General features: G+C 33.7%; 24 protein-coding genes. 3 read left to right on the forward strand and 21 right to left on the reverse strand.

The annotated features are described in order from the left end of the window. Positions 1-9 precede the first annotated feature (9 nt). The 17 genes from H7350_RS03255 to H7350_RS03335 form a co-directional block, all read right to left on the reverse strand. A complete protein-coding gene (locus H7350_RS03255) occupies positions 10-516 on the reverse strand; it encodes a hypothetical protein (protein ID WP_204344437.1) in 507 nt (168 codons plus the stop codon). Positions 517-616: 100 nt separating this feature from the next. Beyond that, positions 617-1,144, reverse strand: coding sequence for a hypothetical protein (locus H7350_RS03260; RefSeq protein WP_204344438.1), 528 nt, complete (start codon positions 1,142-1,144; stop codon positions 617-619). Positions 1,145-1,345: 201 nt separating this feature from the next. Beyond that, positions 1,346-1,900: a hypothetical protein gene (locus H7350_RS03265; RefSeq protein WP_204344439.1), complete on the reverse strand. Its 555-nt coding sequence runs from the start codon at positions 1,898-1,900 to the stop codon at positions 1,346-1,348. Next, entirely contained in the window at positions 1,897-2,388 is a 492-nt protein-coding gene (locus tag H7350_RS03270) for an RNA polymerase sigma factor (RefSeq protein WP_204344440.1), read from the reverse strand. Before H7350_RS03270 ends, H7350_RS03265 begins: the two co-directional genes overlap by 4 nt. A 2-nt stretch (positions 2,389-2,390) precedes the next feature. Beyond that, positions 2,391-3,233 carry an alpha/beta fold hydrolase gene (locus H7350_RS03275; protein WP_204344441.1) on the reverse strand — a complete coding sequence of 281 codons (843 nt, stop codon included), beginning with the start codon at positions 3,231-3,233 and terminating at the stop codon, positions 2,391-2,393. A 152-nt stretch (positions 3,234-3,385) separates the two neighbouring features. Beyond that, positions 3,386-4,246 carry an ATP synthase F1 subunit gamma gene (gene atpG / locus H7350_RS03280; RefSeq protein ID WP_204344442.1) on the reverse strand — a complete coding sequence of 287 codons (861 nt, stop codon included), beginning with the start codon at positions 4,244-4,246 and terminating at the stop codon, positions 3,386-3,388. Between the two features lie 50 nt (positions 4,247-4,296). Further along, entirely contained in the window at positions 4,297-5,877 is a 1,581-nt protein-coding gene (gene atpA / locus H7350_RS03285) for a F0F1 ATP synthase subunit alpha (protein ID WP_204344443.1), read from the reverse strand. 53 nt (positions 5,878-5,930) lie between these two features. Then, positions 5,931-6,470 carry an ATP synthase F1 subunit delta gene (gene atpH / locus H7350_RS03290; protein WP_204344444.1) on the reverse strand — a complete coding sequence of 180 codons (540 nt, stop codon included), beginning with the start codon at positions 6,468-6,470 and terminating at the stop codon, positions 5,931-5,933. A 3-nt stretch (positions 6,471-6,473) separates the two neighbouring features. Beyond that, positions 6,474-6,974 carry a F0F1 ATP synthase subunit B gene (locus H7350_RS03295; RefSeq protein ID WP_204344445.1) on the reverse strand — a complete coding sequence of 167 codons (501 nt, stop codon included), beginning with the start codon at positions 6,972-6,974 and terminating at the stop codon, positions 6,474-6,476. Between the two features lie 85 nt (positions 6,975-7,059). Then, entirely contained in the window at positions 7,060-7,251 is a 192-nt protein-coding gene (gene atpE, locus H7350_RS03300) for an ATP synthase F0 subunit C (protein WP_033959615.1), read from the reverse strand. 41 nt (positions 7,252-7,292) lie between these two features. Beyond that, on the reverse strand, positions 7,293-8,420 hold the full coding sequence (gene atpB / locus H7350_RS03305) for a F0F1 ATP synthase subunit A (protein WP_204344446.1): 1,128 nt from the start codon (positions 8,418-8,420) through the stop codon (positions 7,293-7,295). 117 nt (positions 8,421-8,537) lie between these two features. After that, positions 8,538-8,924: a DUF6168 family protein gene (locus H7350_RS03310; RefSeq protein ID WP_204344447.1), complete on the reverse strand. Its 387-nt coding sequence runs from the start codon at positions 8,922-8,924 to the stop codon at positions 8,538-8,540. Next, the gene (locus H7350_RS03315; RefSeq protein WP_235989246.1) at positions 8,925-9,188 is read right to left on the reverse strand and encodes an AtpZ/AtpI family protein; all 264 of its coding nucleotides are present in this window, start codon (positions 9,186-9,188) and stop codon (positions 8,925-8,927) included. Next, positions 9,115-9,570, reverse strand: coding sequence for a bactofilin family protein (locus H7350_RS03320; protein ID WP_204344448.1), 456 nt, complete (start codon positions 9,568-9,570; stop codon positions 9,115-9,117). The genes H7350_RS03315 and H7350_RS03320 overlap by 74 nt, the downstream gene beginning before the upstream one ends. Positions 9,571-9,580: 10 nt before the next feature. Further along, positions 9,581-12,145, reverse strand: a complete 2,565-nt coding sequence (gene porW / locus H7350_RS03325) for a type IX secretion system periplasmic lipoprotein PorW/SprE (RefSeq protein WP_338105754.1) — start codon at positions 12,143-12,145, stop codon at positions 9,581-9,583. Between the two features lie 125 nt (positions 12,146-12,270). Continuing rightward, positions 12,271-12,978 (reverse strand): ABC transporter ATP-binding protein, encoded by a 708-nt coding sequence (locus tag H7350_RS03330; protein WP_204344449.1) that lies wholly within the window; start codon positions 12,976-12,978, stop codon positions 12,271-12,273. Between the two features lie 14 nt (positions 12,979-12,992). Continuing rightward, positions 12,993-14,474: a DUF5687 family protein gene (locus H7350_RS03335; RefSeq protein WP_204344450.1), complete on the reverse strand. Its 1,482-nt coding sequence runs from the start codon at positions 14,472-14,474 to the stop codon at positions 12,993-12,995. 149 nt (positions 14,475-14,623) lie between these two features. Here H7350_RS03335 and H7350_RS03340 point away from each other — a divergent pair, with 149 nt between their 5' ends. Then, the gene (locus tag H7350_RS03340; RefSeq protein ID WP_204344451.1) at positions 14,624-15,679 is read left to right on the forward strand and encodes a ferredoxin--NADP reductase; all 1,056 of its coding nucleotides are present in this window, start codon (positions 14,624-14,626) and stop codon (positions 15,677-15,679) included. Between the two features lie 190 nt (positions 15,680-15,869). On the opposite strand, the gene H7350_RS03345 is transcribed toward H7350_RS03340, so the two are convergent. After that, positions 15,870-16,889: a glycosyltransferase family 9 protein gene (locus H7350_RS03345; protein WP_235989247.1), complete on the reverse strand. Its 1,020-nt coding sequence runs from the start codon at positions 16,887-16,889 to the stop codon at positions 15,870-15,872. A gap of 48 nt (positions 16,890-16,937) precedes the next feature. Beyond that, a complete protein-coding gene (locus H7350_RS03350) occupies positions 16,938-17,546 on the reverse strand; it encodes a DUF4254 domain-containing protein (protein ID WP_204344452.1) in 609 nt (202 codons plus the stop codon). Positions 17,547-17,617: 71 nt separating this feature from the next. Between H7350_RS03350 and upp the strand changes: the two genes are divergently transcribed. Continuing rightward, on the forward strand, positions 17,618-18,277 hold the full coding sequence (gene upp / locus H7350_RS03355; RefSeq protein ID WP_204344453.1) for a uracil phosphoribosyltransferase: 660 nt from the start codon (positions 17,618-17,620) through the stop codon (positions 18,275-18,277). On the opposite strand, the gene H7350_RS03360 is transcribed toward upp, so the two are convergent. After that, entirely contained in the window at positions 18,266-19,189 is a 924-nt protein-coding gene (locus tag H7350_RS03360; RefSeq protein WP_204344454.1) for a DUF6427 family protein, read from the reverse strand. The two genes, upp and H7350_RS03360, sit on opposite strands and share 12 nt — an antisense overlap. A 114-nt stretch (positions 19,190-19,303) precedes the next feature. Here H7350_RS03360 and H7350_RS03365 point away from each other — a divergent pair, with 114 nt between their 5' ends. Next, positions 19,304-19,531, forward strand: coding sequence for a DUF6341 family protein (locus H7350_RS03365; RefSeq protein WP_204344455.1), 228 nt, complete (start codon positions 19,304-19,306; stop codon positions 19,529-19,531). Here the strand turns inward: H7350_RS03365 and purD are convergent. Beyond that, entirely contained in the window at positions 19,526-20,797 is a 1,272-nt protein-coding gene (gene purD / locus H7350_RS03370) for a phosphoribosylamine--glycine ligase (protein ID WP_204344456.1), read from the reverse strand. The genes H7350_RS03365 and purD overlap by 6 nt on opposite strands. Positions 20,798-20,884: the final 87 nt, after the last annotated feature.

Below are 20,884 nucleotides of genomic sequence, written 5' to 3' on the forward strand. Positions count from 1 at the left end.
AAAGATAAGTTAATGCTTATTTGCAGGAGCGCTAGGGTAATTGAGAGGCGCTTTTTCAACCACATTAGAAATCTTATAATATTCTATTTTTTCTCCTTTTTTGTAACTGACAACACATTCGTTATCATTAAGTTTGAAAGGGATGTTCTCTTTTTTTTCTGGCATCTTATTTACGTATTCCTCTTTTGCATCACTGCTTAAAATAAGGTCAGTAGGTTGATTGATTTCAGTTTTAAAGCGTCCGATATATAATGGCTTGTCAGGATACGTTTCTAACTTAGAGCCTTTCCCTCTAAAGTAAACACTATCCAATTGAATAGAAGTGTCAGATACAGGAATAAAAATAGTTAAGCCAGAACCTCCTCCTTTTACTCCAGCGCTCCAGCTTTCACAATACACCTCGCCAAACTGAACAGGTGATTTCTCTTGTAATTTTTGAGCCGAAGAGCAGTGAGAAAAACTTGCCATAAGTGTCAATATTAGTAATAATGATGTGATTTGCTTAAGTATTTTCATGACCACAGATTAGGTTTCATAAATATACGATTTCAAAATTTGTGCCATAAAAAAAGTCTTGCTGTGTAGCAAGACTTCATATTATTATGGTAAATGCTTATTAATCTTCATCATCATCAAGTGTTGCCATTCCTGATGAAGCAGCTTTTAAATAAATTGATGGAGGTCCGTTTTCATAATACGTACCTGCCACTTCATTTAATTGCGTAATTTTATGATATTTCACTACTCCGTTCTCGATATAGCTAATAACACATTCGTAATCTTTTAATGTAAATGGGTAGTCGTCTGGACGCTCAGATTTTTTAAAAGTATACCCTTTTGTTGTATTTTGAAGAACAGCGACATAGCGGCTGTCTTTTCTTTCTAATTTTCCTTTTAAGTTTCTGAAATAGATACTATCTATTGTTACATTTTGACTAATATTAGTCACAGGAAGATACACATTTAAGCCTGTAGTTCCCACTTTTATACCAGCATACCATTCTTGAAATGATACTGTTTTAATGTTAAAGGGAGTTTGAATTTCAAATTGGGTAGCGGCTACTTTTGGACTTGCACATTGAAAAGTAGTTGAAATAATTGCCACAAAGGCCATAGTGAAAGTCACTTTTTTTAATGATTTCATGTCGGTTAAGGTTAAGATTTGGATGAGCAATATATACAAAAAAAATCATTTAATCGGCTAAATGCAATTTTTATCGACAACCTACATTATTAGCAAATCTCACAATACCCAATTAATGACTATAATTATGCTCACAATCCAATCTAAACCACTAATTACCCATGCTTTACAATTATGAATTAAGCTAAGACTCAATGGTTTTTACATCTGTAGGCCTTTTAATATTGAGAGTTCTTTTTTGATTTGATTTCTAATAAAAAATCCCATTACAATTAAGATAATTACTGCCGAACAAATAATATATGTATAAAAACCTTCAGAAAGTTCCTTCTTAAAAGTAGGCAATAACAGTATGAAGCCTAAACTATATAAAATGATAATAATAGGTGTTGTGATATAATGCGTTCTTATTCTGCTTTTATAATAAGTAATTATGTTGGTACGAAAAGCCGTTGAATTTTTAGTGATATCTATGCCCTTTAGTTTTTTAATACTAAAGTATTCAATAAAGATTCTCACTAATAATGAACTTATCATTAACAATAAAGCTAGGGTTACTGTTCTGTTATTAAAGGCCTCCACATAGAAAAAAAAGCCTATTAATATAACTACTGTAATCCATAAAACACGATTCGTTATAGCTTGCTTTTTCCTAAGACCATTCATTTTACTGACTATTAATTTTGAACCTTCATCAGGTGTGTTTTGTTGAGGTTGGTTTTCCCATTGGGATTTTAAATCTTCAAATGTTGTCATTTTTTAACGCATTTAGTTAATTCGTTCTTGATTCTATGGATTCTTACTCTAATGGTTTCGTGAGATAAGCCCATAATTTCTGCTATTTCTTTTTGTGGCAATCCTTCTAGTTCTAATAGAATAATACTTCTATTTTCACTGTTTAAGCGGCTAATACAAGTATAAAGTTGCTTAAGCTTAGTTTCATTGTCTTTTAAAAAATCATCATTAGACTGTTCGGGTTCATTACGTTGCGATGAAAGTCTAACCATTTTTTTCTTTTTTCTCAATTCCAAAAGGCAGGTATTCACCGTAATTCTGTAAATCCATGTCGATATACTAGATTGGTTTCTAAACGATTCTAAATGTTCCCATACTTTAATAAAAACATCTTGAGTCAAATCCTTTGCAAGCATACTATCACCATTAGTATATCCTAAACACAAGCGAATCACTTTAGAATAATTAGCGTTATAAACGGTTTCAAATTTGTGCTCTAAGGATGTCATGGTTATTGTAACTCTTCTTTAACTCTAGTTAATAACCATTCGGGCTGATCGAACATAATGAAATGTGCAGAATCTTTAGCATACTCAATTGTATAGTTCTTTAAATTTTTATACTGAGTTTCATAAGTTGTCTTCACTACATCTTCACCATAAGGCTGAGTAGCAGCGAGAATAGTTATTGGGATAGTAATCTTGGCAATTGTTTCTCTTAAATCTAATTTAAGTAAATCTGTATAACCATACACATAAGTTTTTCGGTCTGCTTTTAGCATCCAATCTTTAATTAAAGCCTGCCTATCTTTATTTAAAGACATTGCACTGGCCATTTGTGTAGCCATAAGTTCAAAACTCTTCGCATCCATCTGCAATAATCTTTCATTATACGGATTATCATATACTATGGTTTCACTATTAAAATTTGGCATCATCAATGCACCTGTTGAAGGTAAGGCGTCAACAACAATTACTTTGTTGTATCTGGCATTCTCATCTGCAGCTAGCCATAAACCTAATGTCCCTCCCAAGCTATGTCCTATTATTGTTGCCTCTTCCAATTTATGGTCTGAAATATATTTACTAATACTGCTCTTAATTTTAGACAACCATGGCGTATCTATAGGAGGCACGTCACCAAACCCAGCAAAAGTAAAGATATGACACTCGTTGGTTTTAGATAAGTTGGCTACTAAATCTTCCCAAACCGCTCCAGTACAAGTAAATCCTGGAAATAATACTATTGGATCTCCTTGACCTCTAACTTCAACTTCAAAGGCTTCACTTTGAGCGTTTAATGTAATACTCCATATAAAGAGGGTAAATAGGATAATGTTTTTAATTGTTTTCATATTGTAAATGTTTATTGATTTTTCTCTTTAGATACAAAATCAATAAAATGTTACAGAAAATTATTAAGAATAAAAAAACCCAACGCTTTCACATTGGGTTTTATAAGTTTATGTAAGATGCTGAAACGCGTTCAGCATAATGTCTAAAACAGTTAGTTGTTTAATGCTTCTGCACCACCAACAATTTCAAGAATCTCGTTAGTAATTGCAGCCTGACGTGCTTTGTTGTACGTTAATTTAAGCTGATCTCTAAGCTCTGTAGCATTATCGGTTGCTTTGTGCATTGCAGTCATACGAGCGCCGTGTTCTGAAGCGAAACTGTCTCTTACCGACTTATACAATTGTGTTTTTAATGACTTCGGAATGAGTTGTTCAACGATTTCTACTTTTGAAGGCTCAAAGATATAATCGGTGTTTGTATTAGTGTCTCCTTCCATTGGAACAATTGGTAAAAACTGCTCGGTCATTACAATTTGAGTCGCTGCATTCTTAAACTTGTTATAGATAATTTCAATTTTATCATAATCACCTGCAACGAACTTATCCATCAACATTTCAGCAATTTCGGCAACGTTATCAAAAGTTAAATCATCAAAAACTTCACTTTTATTTGCAATAACACTGTTTGTCTTCTTGAATGCATCATTTGCTTTCTTTCCAATGGCTAAATAAGATACCTCTTGGTTTACGTATTTCTGAGTAGCAAGATTAGTAACCTCTTTAATGATATTAGAGTTAAAAGCACCTGCAAGACCTCTGTTAGAAGTTATTGCTACAAGGAGTACTTTTTTTACTTCACGTTGATCAGCAAATTTACTACCAGAATCACCTTCTAACGTCGCACTTAAGCTTTGTAATAGCTCAGTCAACTTATCAGAGTAGGGACGCATAGCAGTAATAGCATCTTGAGCTTTCTTCAATTTAGCAGCAGATACCATTTTCATGGCACTGGTAATCTGCATCGTTGATGATACTGAAGATATTCTGTTACGTATTTCTTTTAAGTTTGCCATATTTCAAAATATGAAAATATCCCTGTTCCAATACAGAACAGGAATGTTAATTATGCTCTATACTTTCCTGATAAGTCTTTAGCTACACTTGTTAATGTATCAATAACCTCATCAGTTAATTTTCCTGATTTTAATGTTGCAAGCGTATCTGAATGTTTCGCTCTTAAGAACTCAATAAAATCTCTTTCAAATTCTTTTACCTTGTTTACAGGAACGTCTCTTAATAAGTTTTTAGATCCTGCATAAATGATTGCAATTTGATCTTCAACTGTAAACGGATCGTTTTGTGCTTGTTTTAAGATTTCAACGTTACGCTTACCTTTTTCGATTACATTTAAAGTTACTGCATCTAAATCTGAACCAAACTTAGCAAATGCTTCTAATTCACGGAACTGAGCCTGATCTAGCTTTAATGTACCAGATACTTTCTTCATCGATTTAATTTGCGCATTACCACCAACACGAGATACAGAAATACCTACGTTAATTGCTGGACGTACACCAGAGTTAAATAAATCTCCATCTAAGAAAATTTGTCCATCAGTAATAGAAATTACATTGGTAGGAATATATGCAGAAACGTCACCCGCTTGTGTCTCAATAATAGGTAAAGCCGTTAAAGAACCTCCACCTTTCACCATTGGTTTTAAGGTTTCTGGTAAATCATTCATTTGTTTTGCAATCTCATCATCATTAATAATTTTTGCAGAACGCTCTAATAATCTTGAGTGTAAGTAGAAAACGTCACCTGGATACGCCTCACGTCCTGGAGGACGACGTAATAATAAAGAAATCTCACGGTAAGCAACGGCTTGTTTTGATAAATCATCAAATACAATTAAAGCTGGTCTACCAGTGTCTCTAAAATACTCTCCAATAGATGCGCCAGTCATTGGTGCATATACTTGCATTGCAGCAGGATCTGATGCATTTGCAGCTACTATTGTCGTATAGGCTAAAGCGCCTTTTTCTTCTAGAGTTTTAGCAATGTTTGCTACTGTTGATGCTTTTTGACCAACAGCTACATATATACAATATACAGGGTTACCTGCATCGTAAAATTCTTTTTGATTTAAGATGGCATCAATACAAACTGTAGTTTTACCAGTTTGACGGTCACCAATTACCAACTCACGTTGTCCTCTACCTACTGGAATCATTGCATCAATAGCTTTGATACCTGTTTGTAAGGGTTCTGTAACGGGCTCACGATAGATTACACCAGGAGCTTTACGTTCTAGTGGCATTTGATAAGTTTCACCAGCAATTGGACCTTTACCATCGATTGGATTTCCTAAAGTATCAACAACACGTCCAACAATACCTTCACCTACATTAATAGATGCGATACGTGATGTACGTTTTACTGTAGATCCTTCTTTTACTCCTACTGAAGCTCCTAATAATACGATACCTACGTTATCTTCTTCTAGGTTAAGTACAATACCTTCTAAACCGCCATCGAATTCCACTAACTCACCATATTGAGCGTTAGCTAATCCGTAAGCACGTACAATACCATCACCTACTGTTAATACTGTTCCAACTTCGTCTAATGAAGCTCCTGCTTCAAAACCTGAAAGTTGTTGTTTTAAGATTGCTGATATTTCAGCTGGTTTTACTTCTGCCATCTTTATTTAGTATTATTTCTAAGGGTTATGTTAAAATGAACCGTTAGAAAATTTTAATTTAATGTAAATTCTCTTTTTAATGTATTCAATTGATTAGCAATACTAGCATTGTACTGGTTATCACCAACACGTAAAATGAAGCCTCCAATGATGCTTTCATCAACTGTATTTTTAATCTCTATTTTTTTAGCACTTGTTAATTCTTTAACCTTAGCAAGCACTTTGTTTTTTAAGTCATCTGTAAGTTCAACAGCTGTAGTAACATAAGCCACTTCAATGTTTTGTGCTTTTTCAAATAACTCAACATATTTTGTAGCGACATCTCCTAAGATGTTAACTCGCTTATTTTTAACTAGGATATCTAACAAGCCTGAAAGCATCGGGTTAGCGTTAGGAAACACTTTTAATAAGGCATTTTTCTTATCGCTAGACTTAATCACAGCACTTTGAAGCATCTCTTTTAAGTCCTTATTATCGTTCACAGATTTAGCCACTAATAGCATATCCTCATTTACTGCCTGAGCTGTATTTTGAGTTTGTGCCAAGTCTAAAACTGCTTTTGCGTAACGAATTGCTGCTCTTGTTCCTGCCATATCTTAGTTTAATTTAGCTTCACCTAACATCGACTCTACCAATTTTAATTGCTTGTCTTTGTTTGATAATTCTTCTTTAACAACTTTTTCTGCAATCTCTAAAGATAAGTTAGCAACTTGTGCTTTAAGATCTGAAATCGCTGCTTGTTTCTCACTAGCGATTGCAGCCTGAGCTTGTTCTATAATTTTACTCGCTTGAGTTGAAGCTTCTCCTTTAGCATCTTCGATCATCTTATTTTTAAGATCTCTAGCTTCTTTAAGCATAGCTTCACGTTCTAAACGTGCCTCTTGTAATAACTTTTGGTTATCAGCCTGAAGATTTTGCATTTCCATCTTAGCCTTTTCAGCTGAGTCTAAAGCATTTTTGATGCCTTCTTCACGATCATTTACGGCGTTTAAAATTGGTTTCCATGCATATTTCTTCAAAAGAAATAAAAGCAATAAAAACAACGCTGTTTGAAAAATGAATAACCCTAAAGAAAATTCTCCTAATAACTTTTCCATAATTTATATTATTGTTATCTCGTTAATTTTTAAATAAAGCAACCTTGCAACCAACCGTTACAAGGTTACTTCTTTTGGTTTTTAATTATACCGCAAATAATGCAGCAAATCCAATACCTTCAATTAAAGCTGCTGCAATAAGCATAGCTGTTTGGATTTTTCCGTAAGATTCTGGTTGACGAGCGATTGCTTCCATAGCAGAACCACCAATTTTACCAATACCAATACCAACTCCGATTACAACTAAACCTGCACCTACCATTACTGGGATTTCCATAATAAATATATTTAAAAATTAAACATTCAAAATTAATACAATTACAAGTGTTGTACTTCACCTTCATGCGCTTCAGCATGATCATGAGTTTCAGCAGCGAAACCAAAGTAAAGTGCTGATAACATTGTAAATATATATGCTTGTAGCAATGCTACTAATACTTCAATAAGCGAAATAGCAAATGCCAAACCAAATGACATTGCTCCTCCCATCCAAGTTCTAAATAAGAATATAAGACCTATTAAACTCATCAATACAATATGTCCTGCCTGCATGTTTGCATACAAACGAATTAATAATGAGAAAGGCTTAATAAATATTCCTAAGACTTCAATTGGGATTAATATGATATATAAAGGAAGTTTACCGTACCAAGGCATAGAGTCTCCTAACGGATCAAAAATATGCTTCCAGTAATCTTTTGTTCCTGTAAAGTTTGTCAATAAAAAGGTCAATAACGCAAGAGATGCTGTTACGGCTATATTACCAGTAACATTCACGCCTAATGGAGTTAAACCAAAAATATTTAGAAACCATATAAAGAAAAATACGGTTAATAAAAACGGCATGTATTTCATGTATTTCTCTTTTCCAATATTTGGAATAGCAATATCGTCTCTAATGTAAAGAATGATTGGCTCGAAAAAACGACCAACGCCTTTAGCTATACCACCATTATTTGAATATGATTTGGCTAACCCTCTAAATAAGAAAAACATGAGTAAACCTGTAATAAGAATCATCACCACACCTTTTGTGATAGAAAAATCTAAAGGTTTTACGTTAGTAGCATGGTGCTCATCATCATAATTGATAGTGCCAGCAGCGTCTGTTTTATAAATTTTTCCGTGGTATAACTTGTAATAGCTATCACCTACCTCAGCTACTGTTTCACCATGATGAAACTTTGATGAAGAAAATATTTTTAAACCATCATCCCAAAGAATTACTGGTAATGGAAACCCTACGTGTGCTTTATGTCCATCATCCTTAGTGTAGGAAAATAAATTAAAATCGTAAGAATCCTGAAGGTGATGTTGAATGTAGGCTTTACGTTCTGCTTTTTTGGCAGCTTTAGTCGCTTCGTCTTGTTTTTCTAAATCACAAGAAAAAAAGCACAACATCAATACAAATAAGGCAACTAGTTTTTCTATTCTATTTCTCTGCATATCACTTTTTATAATAGTGGCTTAAAAATCGCTGCAAAGGTATGCTTTTATCTCAAAAACAAAAACTATTTTAAACTTTATTTGTTGGAGTGAATTTCTTGAGTTAAAATGTAAGTTTTATTCAAGATTATTTAACCATTTAGCCAAGCTAGAAGTTTCAATTACTAAGCACAAAAGGTATGGTATAAAAAATGCGGCAAACTCAAGTTTAGATATTGTTCCATCGGCCTTGTATGCACCATAGAAAAGAATGAAAAATACAACAAATTTAAAAATACTTCCTGCCAGAAATAAAAAGCCAAGTTGTTCTTTGTATTTCTCTTTCATTTTAAGCAAAAAGCCATATATAGAAATAGCTAAAACAGCATTTACAACATAGGCAAGAACAATTTTGTTTTCAAATAATGGATGTTGAAGATAATACAAAGCCAAAAGATGAATACCAAACGCAATTGCAAGGATTAAGATAAGTTTTGAGGAAAACCTGAGTAATTGTTGACTCATTTATTTGTGAATTCTATTAAGTTGTTTGACGACTATAAACAGGGATGCGGCGACACCAAATAAGGTACAAAATATGATATAAAGTTTATCTCCATCATTATATGTGCGATCTAACCATTTACCGAGCATAACAAAACCGTAGATAATAGCTCCCATTTCGAAACCAATACCAGTAAGAATTGCAGCATTTCTAAGTTGTTTTCCCTTTTTCTTGATTGGTGGTTTGTTGTGGTCTTTGAATTGTGGTTTGTTGTCCTGCTCCATGACTTAACTCTTTTGGGTTACCTTTACCTCGCATAAGGCATGTTGCGTTAAATGTTGCTCCAGGTTCAACTGCTAATTTACCTACTTCTACTTCGCCTTCAACATGAGCAGATGATTTTAATGATAAGGTATCAGATAGCATTAATTTACCTGAAAATTTACCTTCAATATCAGCATTAGCACTTTTAAGGGTTCCGTTGATTATTCCTGTTTTTCCAACTACTACTTTTCCGGGAGTTTTTATATTTCCTTGGATTGATCCTTCAATTCTGAAATCACCATCACTTATAATATCTCCAGTAATGATAGTTCCTTTAGCAATTGTATTTTGTTGTGAAATTGTGTCTGAAGCCATACGTCCTGTTTTTTTATCTGAAAACATAGGTCAAGATTTATTGAGATTCTAAGTATTCGTTAATGTTTTTATGTCGTTGTACAATTTCGTAGTTAGGCGAAGAAATTGAATAAAAATTTCGGTCAATTTTATTTTTGTTTTCTTTTAGGATTTCTGCAAAACCTGATGCTCCCTGGCTACTTGTGAGTCCGTGAACCACAACAAAAGTCGTATTCGCATCATACACATCCACAGAGGTTGTTAAGTTGAAATGGTTAACTTTTGAAGTTGCATCATCTAACTGTTTTACAAAATCTTCAATCTGATCTTTTTCCTCATTAGAAAACGGATAAAGTACATTGAAGTGCTTAGCATCATCATTACTTACAAACTCTTTTTTAGCTAAAACCGGAATAACGTTTTCTAAAATCTCTTTAGCTTTCTTTCCTTCTTCAGAATTTGGATACGTTAGCGCAATAAAGTTAACCCCTTTTTTATAAGCCTCAAATCCATGTAATCTACCATTTGCAGACGCTTTTAAGATTTCAAATTTAGGCACCATAGGATCGCCTTCAAATTGAGCAATATAGGTTTCGGCCTTAGAAATCACCTCAGCATATTCCTGATTTCCAAATTGTTTGAAAATTCCAGCGTATAAGCTTTCAGGACTGTTTTCATCTGAAGAAAATTCTGATTTAGGGTTTAATAATATTTGTGCATATCTCGATTCGGGATAATTATTAATAATATCCTCCTTCATAGCGTTTGCCTTAGAGGACAAGCCTAACTCCATATAAATCTTGTGCAGGTTATATTTTGAAGGTAGAATCAAACGGTCTTCAGGATTATTTTGAAGCAATGTTTCCAATTTTGATTTAGCCAGTTCGTTTTCTTTAAATTTTTCTTTATAAATCAATCCTAACTGATAATATGCATAATTTCTATCTGTAGCAATACTGTCGATAACCTTTTGATCTGAAGGTATCTTAGCTATGTAGAATTCTGGATCAAATCGTTCTTCATTAGTTGCATTAGCTGCAACATCTTCAACTTGAAATGTACCAGCTCCTTTCGCTGCTGTATTTGATAATCTCCAGTTATCTTTTAACTCTCTATTTCCCCAAATTTTCACAAACTCATTTTTTCCGTAGGACACAGTAGTTTGATTATAAAAGTAGAAATCCTGATCTTTTCCAGCATCTTTACTTCCAGCGTCATTTCGTGAAGAGTTGGTCGAACCTGCATTATTAGCCAACTTGTCGAGCCCAGTATTTGAATTGCGTCGCTCTTCGGCCTCGGCTTTTTCTCTTTCAGCTTCGGCTATGGCTTTCAACTCGTCTGTATACGTTTTGAAATAGGCAAGTCGGTCGGTTTCAGACAAGTTAACCAATCTTAAAATACTGTCATTCACCTGAGCGATATCTTCGTAATAGATCACATCTTCAAGATTCTCGCGTTTACGCTTGATTACACGATAAGGCTTTGAATTAAGCTTCATATGAATCATTGTGCTATCATAATAGGCTCCAGCTATTTTGTAATTGGCTTTATCAAAACTCATATCACCAAGCGTTGCATAGTCTCTGGCCTGTAGCTCTTTATCTCCTAAATTGGTTCTCAGGGATTTATTATAATACGCAAAAGCCATAGAGTCTCTTTGATTTTCTCTGTGAAATTCTGCAATTCGGTAATAAATTTTATCTAAAAAAGGACGGTTTTCGCGATCTTCTTCTAAGTCGGTAAGGTATTCTAAAAATTCTATTTGGTTTCCATTTTCCATATCGAAGTTATTCGATTTGGCTAAGTGAGCATTAATGTAATACGGTCTTGGTATTTTACGATGCATTTCGATTACTTTATCAAAAGCAATATTAGCACTGTCTTTCTCTCCAAACTCATTATATAATTGACCAATAATATAATTAAAGCGTGCTTTTTCTTTATTTTTTTTAGTGTAATCGGCAGCAATGGCTAATTGTGTCAATGCACTATCTTTTGCTTTAATATTGAGATAAGCTTGAGCTAAAATAGACGTTGCATCTGCCAAATCCTGGTCTTCGAGTTCTTCATTTTCTAATAAGCGCTTAAGATTTTCAATAGCCAATTCGTTATTTTCTAATCGAATGTTGGCTTTTTCTCGCCATACTTTGGCCGTATTTATCTTATCACTAGCTGGGTATTTGTAGAGTATGTAATTGAATGCTTCTAATGCAGGAACAAAGCGTTGGTCAAAATAACGGGCTTGACCTAATAACAAATAAGCTTCATCTATTTGTGGATTATGTTCTTTTCCTTTGATATTCATGCCGTGCTTTTGCACTGCTTTAATCGCTTTTTCTTCGGCTCGTTCGAAGTCTTGATTTTTAGATTGTCCAGGTAAGACAATTTCATCCTTAACTTGCATACGTTCAATTGGAAGTAACTCCCAGAAGTTATCTGTTGCAGCATCATCAACAGTTTCTCTACCTTTCTCCAGTGCAATATTTCCGTTGTAAAGAATATTATATTTAGTACCTAAAGCGTGGAAATTTCGGTTAATGAACGTGTCTTTTTTACGGGAACAACTTGTGATAAACATTGAGCCGCAAAAGAGTACGATAAAGACTTTAAAAGATGTATTCAAGTGGTTTAGTTTTTTGTAAATATTATAACTAAAATCGCTTACATATATTATGCAATGCTGTAAAAATAAGCATCTTTTTGAATTATTATCTAAAAATGGCAGGTTTTTAGATGTATTGCTGGCTTCTACACCATCTCTGTACCCGAAAAATGGGCTTCGAGTTCTTTAAGTGTAGCTGCGTTGGTTTCAAGGTCTTTGATAACTTCCCCTTTTTCTAAAACCACGATACGCTCACACACGTCAGTTACATGTAATAAGTCATGACTAGATACTAAAACGGTAACCCCTTTCTTTTCTGCTAGGTCTTTAATAATTCCTTTTAAGCGTATTTGTGTGGTAGGATCTAAATTTGCAAAAGGTTCGTCTAAGATTATAACTTCAGGATTTCCGATAAGTGCAGCAACGATACCTGCTTTTTTCTGGTTTCCTTTACTTAAATCTCTCAGGTATTTTTTCTGACCTAAAATTTCACCATGAAAAAAGTCTTCAAACTGTGATATTACGTTATCGACATCGGCTTTATTTTGTCCGCGAAGCTCTCCAATAAAATAAAAATATTCTTCAGGTGTTAAGTATCCGATAAGAAAACTTTCATCGATAAAAGCTGACGTAAATGGTTTCCAGTCTTCGCTTTCATCTACCACAATAGCATTGTTTGTGATGTTTCCTGTAGATGGTTTTATGAGGTCTAGTAACAAACTAAAGTAAGTTGTTTTTCCGGCTCCATTATTACCTACTAGTCCAAAACTTTGTCCTTTAGGGATATTTAATTCATCTATTTTTAGAACAGTTGTTCCGTTATATGCTTTTGTAAGGTCTTTAGTATGTATCATATGAATATATATTATTAGCTATCTTGACTAAAGGCGTCAATCATTTTATACTTTGAATCTAAATATTTCTGTGTGATAAATTTTATAAGTTTTTGGTGTAGTAATATCCCTGTTATACCTAAAAGCGCCAGGGCAAGTAATCCTATTTCAAAACTTATGAAGTACGCTGTTATTCCAAATATTGCTGCAGGCAATAACATTAGAGGAATCCCGATAATCCATTGTACAGCTCCTGTTCCCTGATAATTAAATGCGGCTCTTTGATTTAAATCGATTTTCTTGCGGTTAAAAGAGCCTCCATACATGATGACATAGCTATTTACACCAATATTATAAATTGCTGCGGCAAAGTGTGCTGCCAAGATTTTCCATCCAAAATACACATAAGGTATACTTAAAACAAACATGATAATTACACTCAAAATCATAAGTGTATACTTAGATTTTAAGTACTGTTCATACTTGATGTTCTGGCTCATAAGCATTTTATAGTATCCACTATCCCAAGCCGGAATAAACTGCCCAAAGTTGATTAAGAAAATCCCAGTAACAAAGATTCCAACAAACCCAAAAATCATAGGCGAATCGGCAAACTGAGGGTTTGGATAAAATACCAAGCCATATAATAGTCCTAATATTAATAAAAACATAGATGAGCGCGGTCTTTTATTTCGCCAGATTAATTTTAAGTCTAACTGCATAAAAGGTGCAATATCTCCAAAGCGCTTTGTCCACTCCATTGAAGAGGCATTAACTTCGCTAACCTTGCTCTTTAACGAACTATCCAGATACAGTTTAGATTTAAGCATTTTAAAATTGATGATATACAATCCTATTAAGATAGCTATCGGAATTACAATGTAAATCGGATTATTATATATGCCCATAAACGCATTGGATACTAAATTTGTAAACGACACAATATTAAAATGGTTTAAAGCAAATAAACTTCCGGCAAATACGATAATTGGAAGGTAAGACAGTTCTCTTTCCGAAGAAAAACTTTCAATAATAAAGTTTAAGAAATTGATGATAAGAGTTACAACGATAATACCTAAAAACCAGAACAATACTGAAAGTTTAGGATAGCCATTAAAGAGTAACATGATACTAAATGGCACAAACGCAAATAGTGGTAAGAAATTAAAAAATGAAAAGCCTGACTTTCGTAAAACATAATGAACTACTTTGTTGCGTTTAACGGGCAATGTTAGTAGTGGCTTTACTGACATTACAGGTAACTTCTGTAAAAAGAAACGCATTAACATATCGCCTAGAATGTAAAAAAACATGAATCCGTTTACGATAAGAAAAGGATCTTTATCTGGGAATGCTTTTTTTAACCCTGGATATAACGCAAGTCCCATTGCTAAAAACGATACCATAAAGTAGAGTGCGAAAAAGATCATTAAAATTTTAAGCCCTATACTTTTATTAAAACTTGCCGAGCGAAAAAACTGCTTCCATTCGAGGTTTAAGAAATGTTTTAGTCTCATGTTTTGTGGTTGCTTGTTAGTATCTGGTTTGATTATTCTAAAATTATGATTTCTTTTGATATGAACTGTTAGTAGAATTTAACTTCATTTTGTTACAACTTAAATATAAATCCTAGAACGATTTCTTATTTTTACAAAAAAATAACTCTATGTCACAATTTCATAAGCTCGCAATAAACTCAATAACGCAAGAAACAGAAAAATCAGTATCCATTGGTTTTGATGTTCCTGAAGCACTAAAAGCTACGTTTCAATTTAAAGCAGGGCAATATATTACTTTAAAAACTACAATTAATGGTAACGAAATAAGACGAGATTATTCATTATGCACCTCTCCAAAAAGTGGTAATTTAAAGGTGGCTGTTAAAGAAGTTGAAGATGGTACCTTTTCCTCTTATGCCAATAACACATTGCAGGTTGGAGACATTTTAGAGGTCGCTCCACCCAAGGGTCGGTTTGTATTTGAGCCCAATGATTCTAAAACAAAAAACATTGCTGCTTTTGCTGCTGGTAGTGGAATTACGCCAGTATTGAGTATCATAAAATGTGCGCTTGAAGAGGAAATTCATAGTAAAATCATTTTGGTTTATGGAAATAAAACCACCAAAGACACTATGTTTTTAAATGAGCTTCTCGAACTTCAACATCAATACAGTTCTCGCTTTTCTATTCAGTTTGTGTTTAGCCAAGAAGATGAAGACGATGCCATATTTGGTCGTGTTGAAAAAAGTACTGTTAATTATGTGATGAAGAACAAATATAAGCACGTCGAGGTTGATGCTTATTATCTTTGTGGACCTGAAGGTATGATTCATACTGTAAAGGATGTTTTAACTGAACATGATATCGATGAAAATCGTATTCATTTTGAATTATTTAAAGCAGCGAAACCTACTGAAATAGAAAGTAATACAATTGCTGATGGTAGAACCAAAGTAACAGTTTTGTTAGATGATGAAACATCTGTATTTGAGATGTCTCATAAGCAAACGGTTTTAGAAGCAGCTTTAGATGAAGATATCGATGCGCCTTACTCTTGTCAGGGAGGTATTTGTAGTAGTTGCATTGCAAGAGTTACTGAAGGAAAAGCAACCATGAGACAAAATAATATTTTAACCGATGGTGAATTAGCTGAAGGCTTAATTTTAACCTGTCAAGCACATCCAACAACATCCACATTGGTTGTTGATTATGATGATGTTTAATTACATTTTGTCCGAAAATATTGTCTTTAATCGTAATAATCAGCATTTTATCGAAAAACACGAATATATTCTTACAAATTCTTGATAGGCAATTTTAATCAAAATAAATTCGTTCCAGATTAGAATTTAATCATTAGGGATTATCTAAAAAATTCTAAATCTTGCCTCATTCTTCTGGAATGAGGCTTTTTTATTTTAGCAGCTCTGTTATTTTATCTATAATTTGCTCTGTAGTAATAGTTCGCATGGCATTTTGATATCCTTCTGGAAGTGCATTACCATATACTGATGTTGGTATTTTTGGAAATTGTGTTCTGTCTGCAAGAAGTGCAGATGCCATAGTGTGATTAAATGGCAAAAAACCAGCATAAGGGTGTGTCACTCCCCAAATGGTAAGGACTTTAACGCCTAACATGGCAGCTAAATGCGCATTACCTGAATCCATAGCCAGCATTAAGTCAAGGTTTGAAATAACATCCAGTTCTTCTTTTAAGGTAAACTGACCTGCTAAATTAACAACATTGTCATATTGGTTTGCAAACTCTTCAAGTGTTTGTGCCTCTTTATCTCCTGCTCCAAATAAAATAACCTTATACGTTTTTGAGAGTGTTTCAATAACCCTTTCCATTAAATCTAAAGGATACATCTTTCCTTCAAAAGCTGCAAAAGGTGCAATACCAATCCATAGTTTTGAATCTGTCCCAATACGAGTATGTACAGTTGGTTCCAGATTTGATTTCTCTGGAAAAACAGGTGTTTTTAAATCGATGTTATAGCCTAATTTTTCAAAGACATCAGCATAGCGTTGGTGCGTTGTTTTAAGTTGTTTAAATGCGCTTCCATCAACTAAAGCTTTTTTATCCTGTCGTCCTTTGTCTATTTGTACGACTTGTTTTCCGAAGCAAAAGAATTTTAAAATATTGCTACGTAAGACATTATGCAAATCTGCAATGGCATCAAAACGCAATGCTTTAAGTTCTCGGGATAATTTCCAAAGTCCAAAAACACCTTTGTGTGCACTGTTGATTTTGGCTTCAAAAACCTGAACATTAGGAATGTCCCTAAAAAAAGGTTTAAAAAAAGGTTTGGTTAGTACTGTTAGTTGTACTTCAGGATATTGAGACGTCAATGCTCTTAATACTGGCACAGTCATAGCGACATCTCCCATTGCGGAGAGACGAATTACTAGAATGTGTTTAGGTTTTGGCATCTCAACAAATCAGATGAGATCCTGAAACAAGTTCAGGATTAGGCGTTCTTACTTCTGTGAGCGTAGTACAGGATTTAACTCGTCGTCATTATACATTTTCATTTGCTTATACACTTTCATGTATTTATCACCTTTACTAATATCATCTAAAAGCGTATCAATCGCTGTAGATAGATCGACACGTTGCTCTAATAAAATATCAAGCTTTTTTTGGCAAGCTTCTTTGTGAGCATCAGAAGCATCTTCACGTGTTGCTTCTTCATTCATATGATATATTTTAAGTGCTAAAATGGATAATCTATCAATTCCCCATGCAGGACTTTCGGTATTAATCGTAGCATCTGCTTTAGGTGTTACATTCTTATATTTTTCAAGAAAATAACTATCAATATACTCAACCATATCGGTTCTGTCCTGATTAGAAGCATCAATTTGGCGCTTAAGTTTTAGAGCCGCAACTGGGTCGATTTGTGGGTCTCTAATGATATCTTCATAATGCCATTGAACAGTATCTATCCAGCATTTACGATACAATAAATGCTCTAACAAATTTGAGGTTTTATCGTATGCATTTGTAAAGGGTTGATCTACAGTATTAATGATGTGATATTTTTCAATAACATCCTGAAATATTTTATTTGCGCTTTCTGAAAACATAATCTCTAATTTTAAAGTGCAAATATAGAAGTAATTATTAACTTTATCTCCCTTAAAAGTGACTACGAAACATGCATATACATCATCTAGCTCAAGAAAATTCTATTTTAAATTCTTTTATTTCTGAAATAAGAGATGCTCAAATTCAAACAGACCGAATGCGTTTTAGGAGGAACATAGAGCGGATTGGAGAAGTTTTATGCTATGAAATGAGTAAAACATTAGATTATAAACCAAAAACCATTACGACACCTTTAGGAAAAAGTAATACACAGTTATATACTGATGAGATTGTGCTCTGTTCGATTTTAAGAGCAGGCGTACCACTTCATAGTGGTTTACTTAATTATTTTGATGATGCTGAAAATGCTTTTATTTCGGCCTATAGGCATCATAAGCACAATCCTGAAACATTTGAAATTATTGTCGAGTATTTAGCCTGTCCGAGTCTTGAAGGAAAAACACTCATACTTGCCGATCCTATGTTGGCCAGTGGCCAATCTATGGTTGCTACTTTTGAAGCGCTTAAGCCCTTTGGAACTCCTAAAAATATTCATCTGGTGAGTGTGATTGGTGCTCAGGATGGTGTGAATTTTGTGAATAATCACTTCGGAAAAGATACACATTTATGGATTGCAGCTATAGATCAAACATTGAGTGATAAAGGATATATCATTCCCGGTTTAGGTGATGCAGGAGATTTAGCATTTGGAAAAAAACTACAACATTAATAGCGCTATAGGCGTAAGAATGATAGTCCAAAGTAACGTTTCTTTAAACCAGTTTTCTGAAATCACTTCGAGGTAATTTGTCATAATTATTGACAGTGGAGCAAATAAGAAAATGAATTCACTTCCGTTTTTTGATGGTGCAAACACAACTATTAACAAAGCCAGAACTGCAGTGATTATAATCAATTTAAATGAAGGTCTGTAGGATTTCATTTGCGACTTTATATTTTTAATATAATAGAATAAAGCCCAAAGCCCAAAAGATAATAATAAGGTTGAGGCTACAATAACCTGTTTAGAGTTTAATGTTGTGTAATCTAAGCTATAGTCAAATAAACTATGAGCAAAGTCTAATATATCAACATTGAAAATGATAAGATAGCATATAGTGATAACTCCTACTGTGGCAATACCAATGAGTGGAATGATATAGTTTTTAATATCAGTAATTCCGTAAGTTAATAATGCTATAAAAATAAGTGCAAAAAACACCCACGACCAAAAATAGAATAATGTCGCCACAGCAATCCAAAAAGAGGCGTCAAAAAGTTTTTTCTTTATGTCTTTTTGAGTTCTAAGACTTATTAAACGTCTTAATGCTAATAAAACAAAGAGATTCGCAAATATGATTTCAGAGTTTAAAATAGCCTGAGGTAGCATTGCAAAGAACAGTACATAAAGTACAATATTGTAACTGTTCTTTTTAGTTAGGCTATTTCGTGTCACAAGAAAATCAAAGACAAATACTGAAAACAAACACACTAAAAACAACCCTGTTTGCTTCGAAATTAAATAGATATCAATCCCTTCTGAGAAGGTGTTTAATTTAGACAATACAAAAACCACAAGCAGTATTATGCTTACCACTATGTAATGAATCGGTTTTGATTTGCTAAAAAAATTTGAAATCATTGTTATGGTTTTGTCTCTTTACTATTTTAAAATGAAAAAAATATGTAATTTTGCACTGTAAATATATGATTATACCCTTGAAGCTCGCAATGAGGTTCTAAAAAACATCTTATAATGAAAGACTTTTTTTACGCAATACAAGATTTATTCGTTAATGTACTATTCGCACCTTTTGATGCTCTAAGAGCCCTAGAACTTGAAAATTGGTGGTCGGCTAATTTTATGTCTTGGCTTTTTATCATTGTTGGTATGGTAGCCTTTGTATATTGGATGCTTCAGCTTAAAAAATATAATGATAATAATGAGGAAGATAAAACGATATCTTCTCATTCTTACCTATAAATCGAAACCAATATCTTTTCGATAATTCATCTTATCAAAATGTAGTTTAGCTATATTTTGATAAGATTTTTTTATGGCCTCTTGATATGTATCTCCATAAGAAGTTATAGCCATAACACGTCCGCCAGAGGTTATAATTTTACCATCCTTTAAACTTGCACCAGCATGAAACGGTATGGAGTCTTCAATGTGTTGCAAACCTGTTATTTCCTTTCCTTTTTCATAAGCTTCTGGATATCCTCCAGAGACTAACATTACAGTAGTTGCCGCGCGTTCATCAATTTCAATATCAATTTCGTTTAAACGCTCATCGGCAATAGCCTTAAAGATTTTAACCAAATCGGTTTTTAGTCGTGGTAGCACAACCTCTGTTTCCGGGTCTCCCATTCTCACATTATATTCTATCACTTTAGGGTCGTCTCCTACTTTTATTAAACCAATAAACACAAAACCTTTGTAGGGTAAATTATCTTTTTGCAATCCGTTTATTGTCGGCTTTACGATGCGTTCTTCTATTTTATTTAAAAACGTATCTGTAGCAAAAGGCACTGGAGATACTGCTCCCATACCACCAGTATTTAGTCCTGTGTCGCCTTCTCCTATACGTTTGTAATCTTTTGCTGTTGGCAAAATTTTGTAGTGTTTTCCATCGGTTAATACAAAACAACTTAATTCAATACCATCCAGGAACTCTTCAATAACAACTTTAGAACTTGCGTCTCCAAATTTAGCATCAACCAACATGTGTTTTAATTCAGCTTTCGCTTCATCTAAGTCGTTAAGAATTAAAACCCCTTTACCAGCGGCTAAACCATCGGCCTTCAATACATACGGCGGATTTAAAGTCTCTAGAAAAGCATAGCCTTCGTTTACTGTTGTAGCGTCAAAACTTTGGTACGCTGCTGTTGGAATATGATGCCTAAATAAAAATTCTTTAGCAAATTCTTTACTGCCTTCAAGCTCAGCAGCAGCTTTTTGCGGACCAATAACATCAACGTGTTTTAATTGGTCGTCGTTTAAAAATGCATCGTGAATACCTTGAACCAAAGGATCTTCTGGCCCAACAACAACCATATCTATATTTTCCTTTAACACTAAAGCCTTGATAGCTTCAAAATCGGTTACGCTAATATTTACATTAGTTGCAATTGCTGCAGTACCAGAGTTACCTGGAGCTACAAAAAGCTTTTTACACAATGGACTTTGAGCTGTTTTCCAAGCAAATGTATGCTCTCTTCCGCCAGAGCCAAGAATTAAAATAGTCATGGTTTTAATTTGTTTGCGTAAAAATAATCGTTTTTAGCTTTTAAGTTAACTTCGCAACAAGACTTTTTTTTCTTTACTTTACAATAA

It is taken from the genome of Psychroserpens algicola, assembly GCF_014526325.1.
Lineage (GTDB): Bacteria > Bacteroidota > Bacteroidia > Flavobacteriales > Flavobacteriaceae > Psychroserpens > Psychroserpens algicola.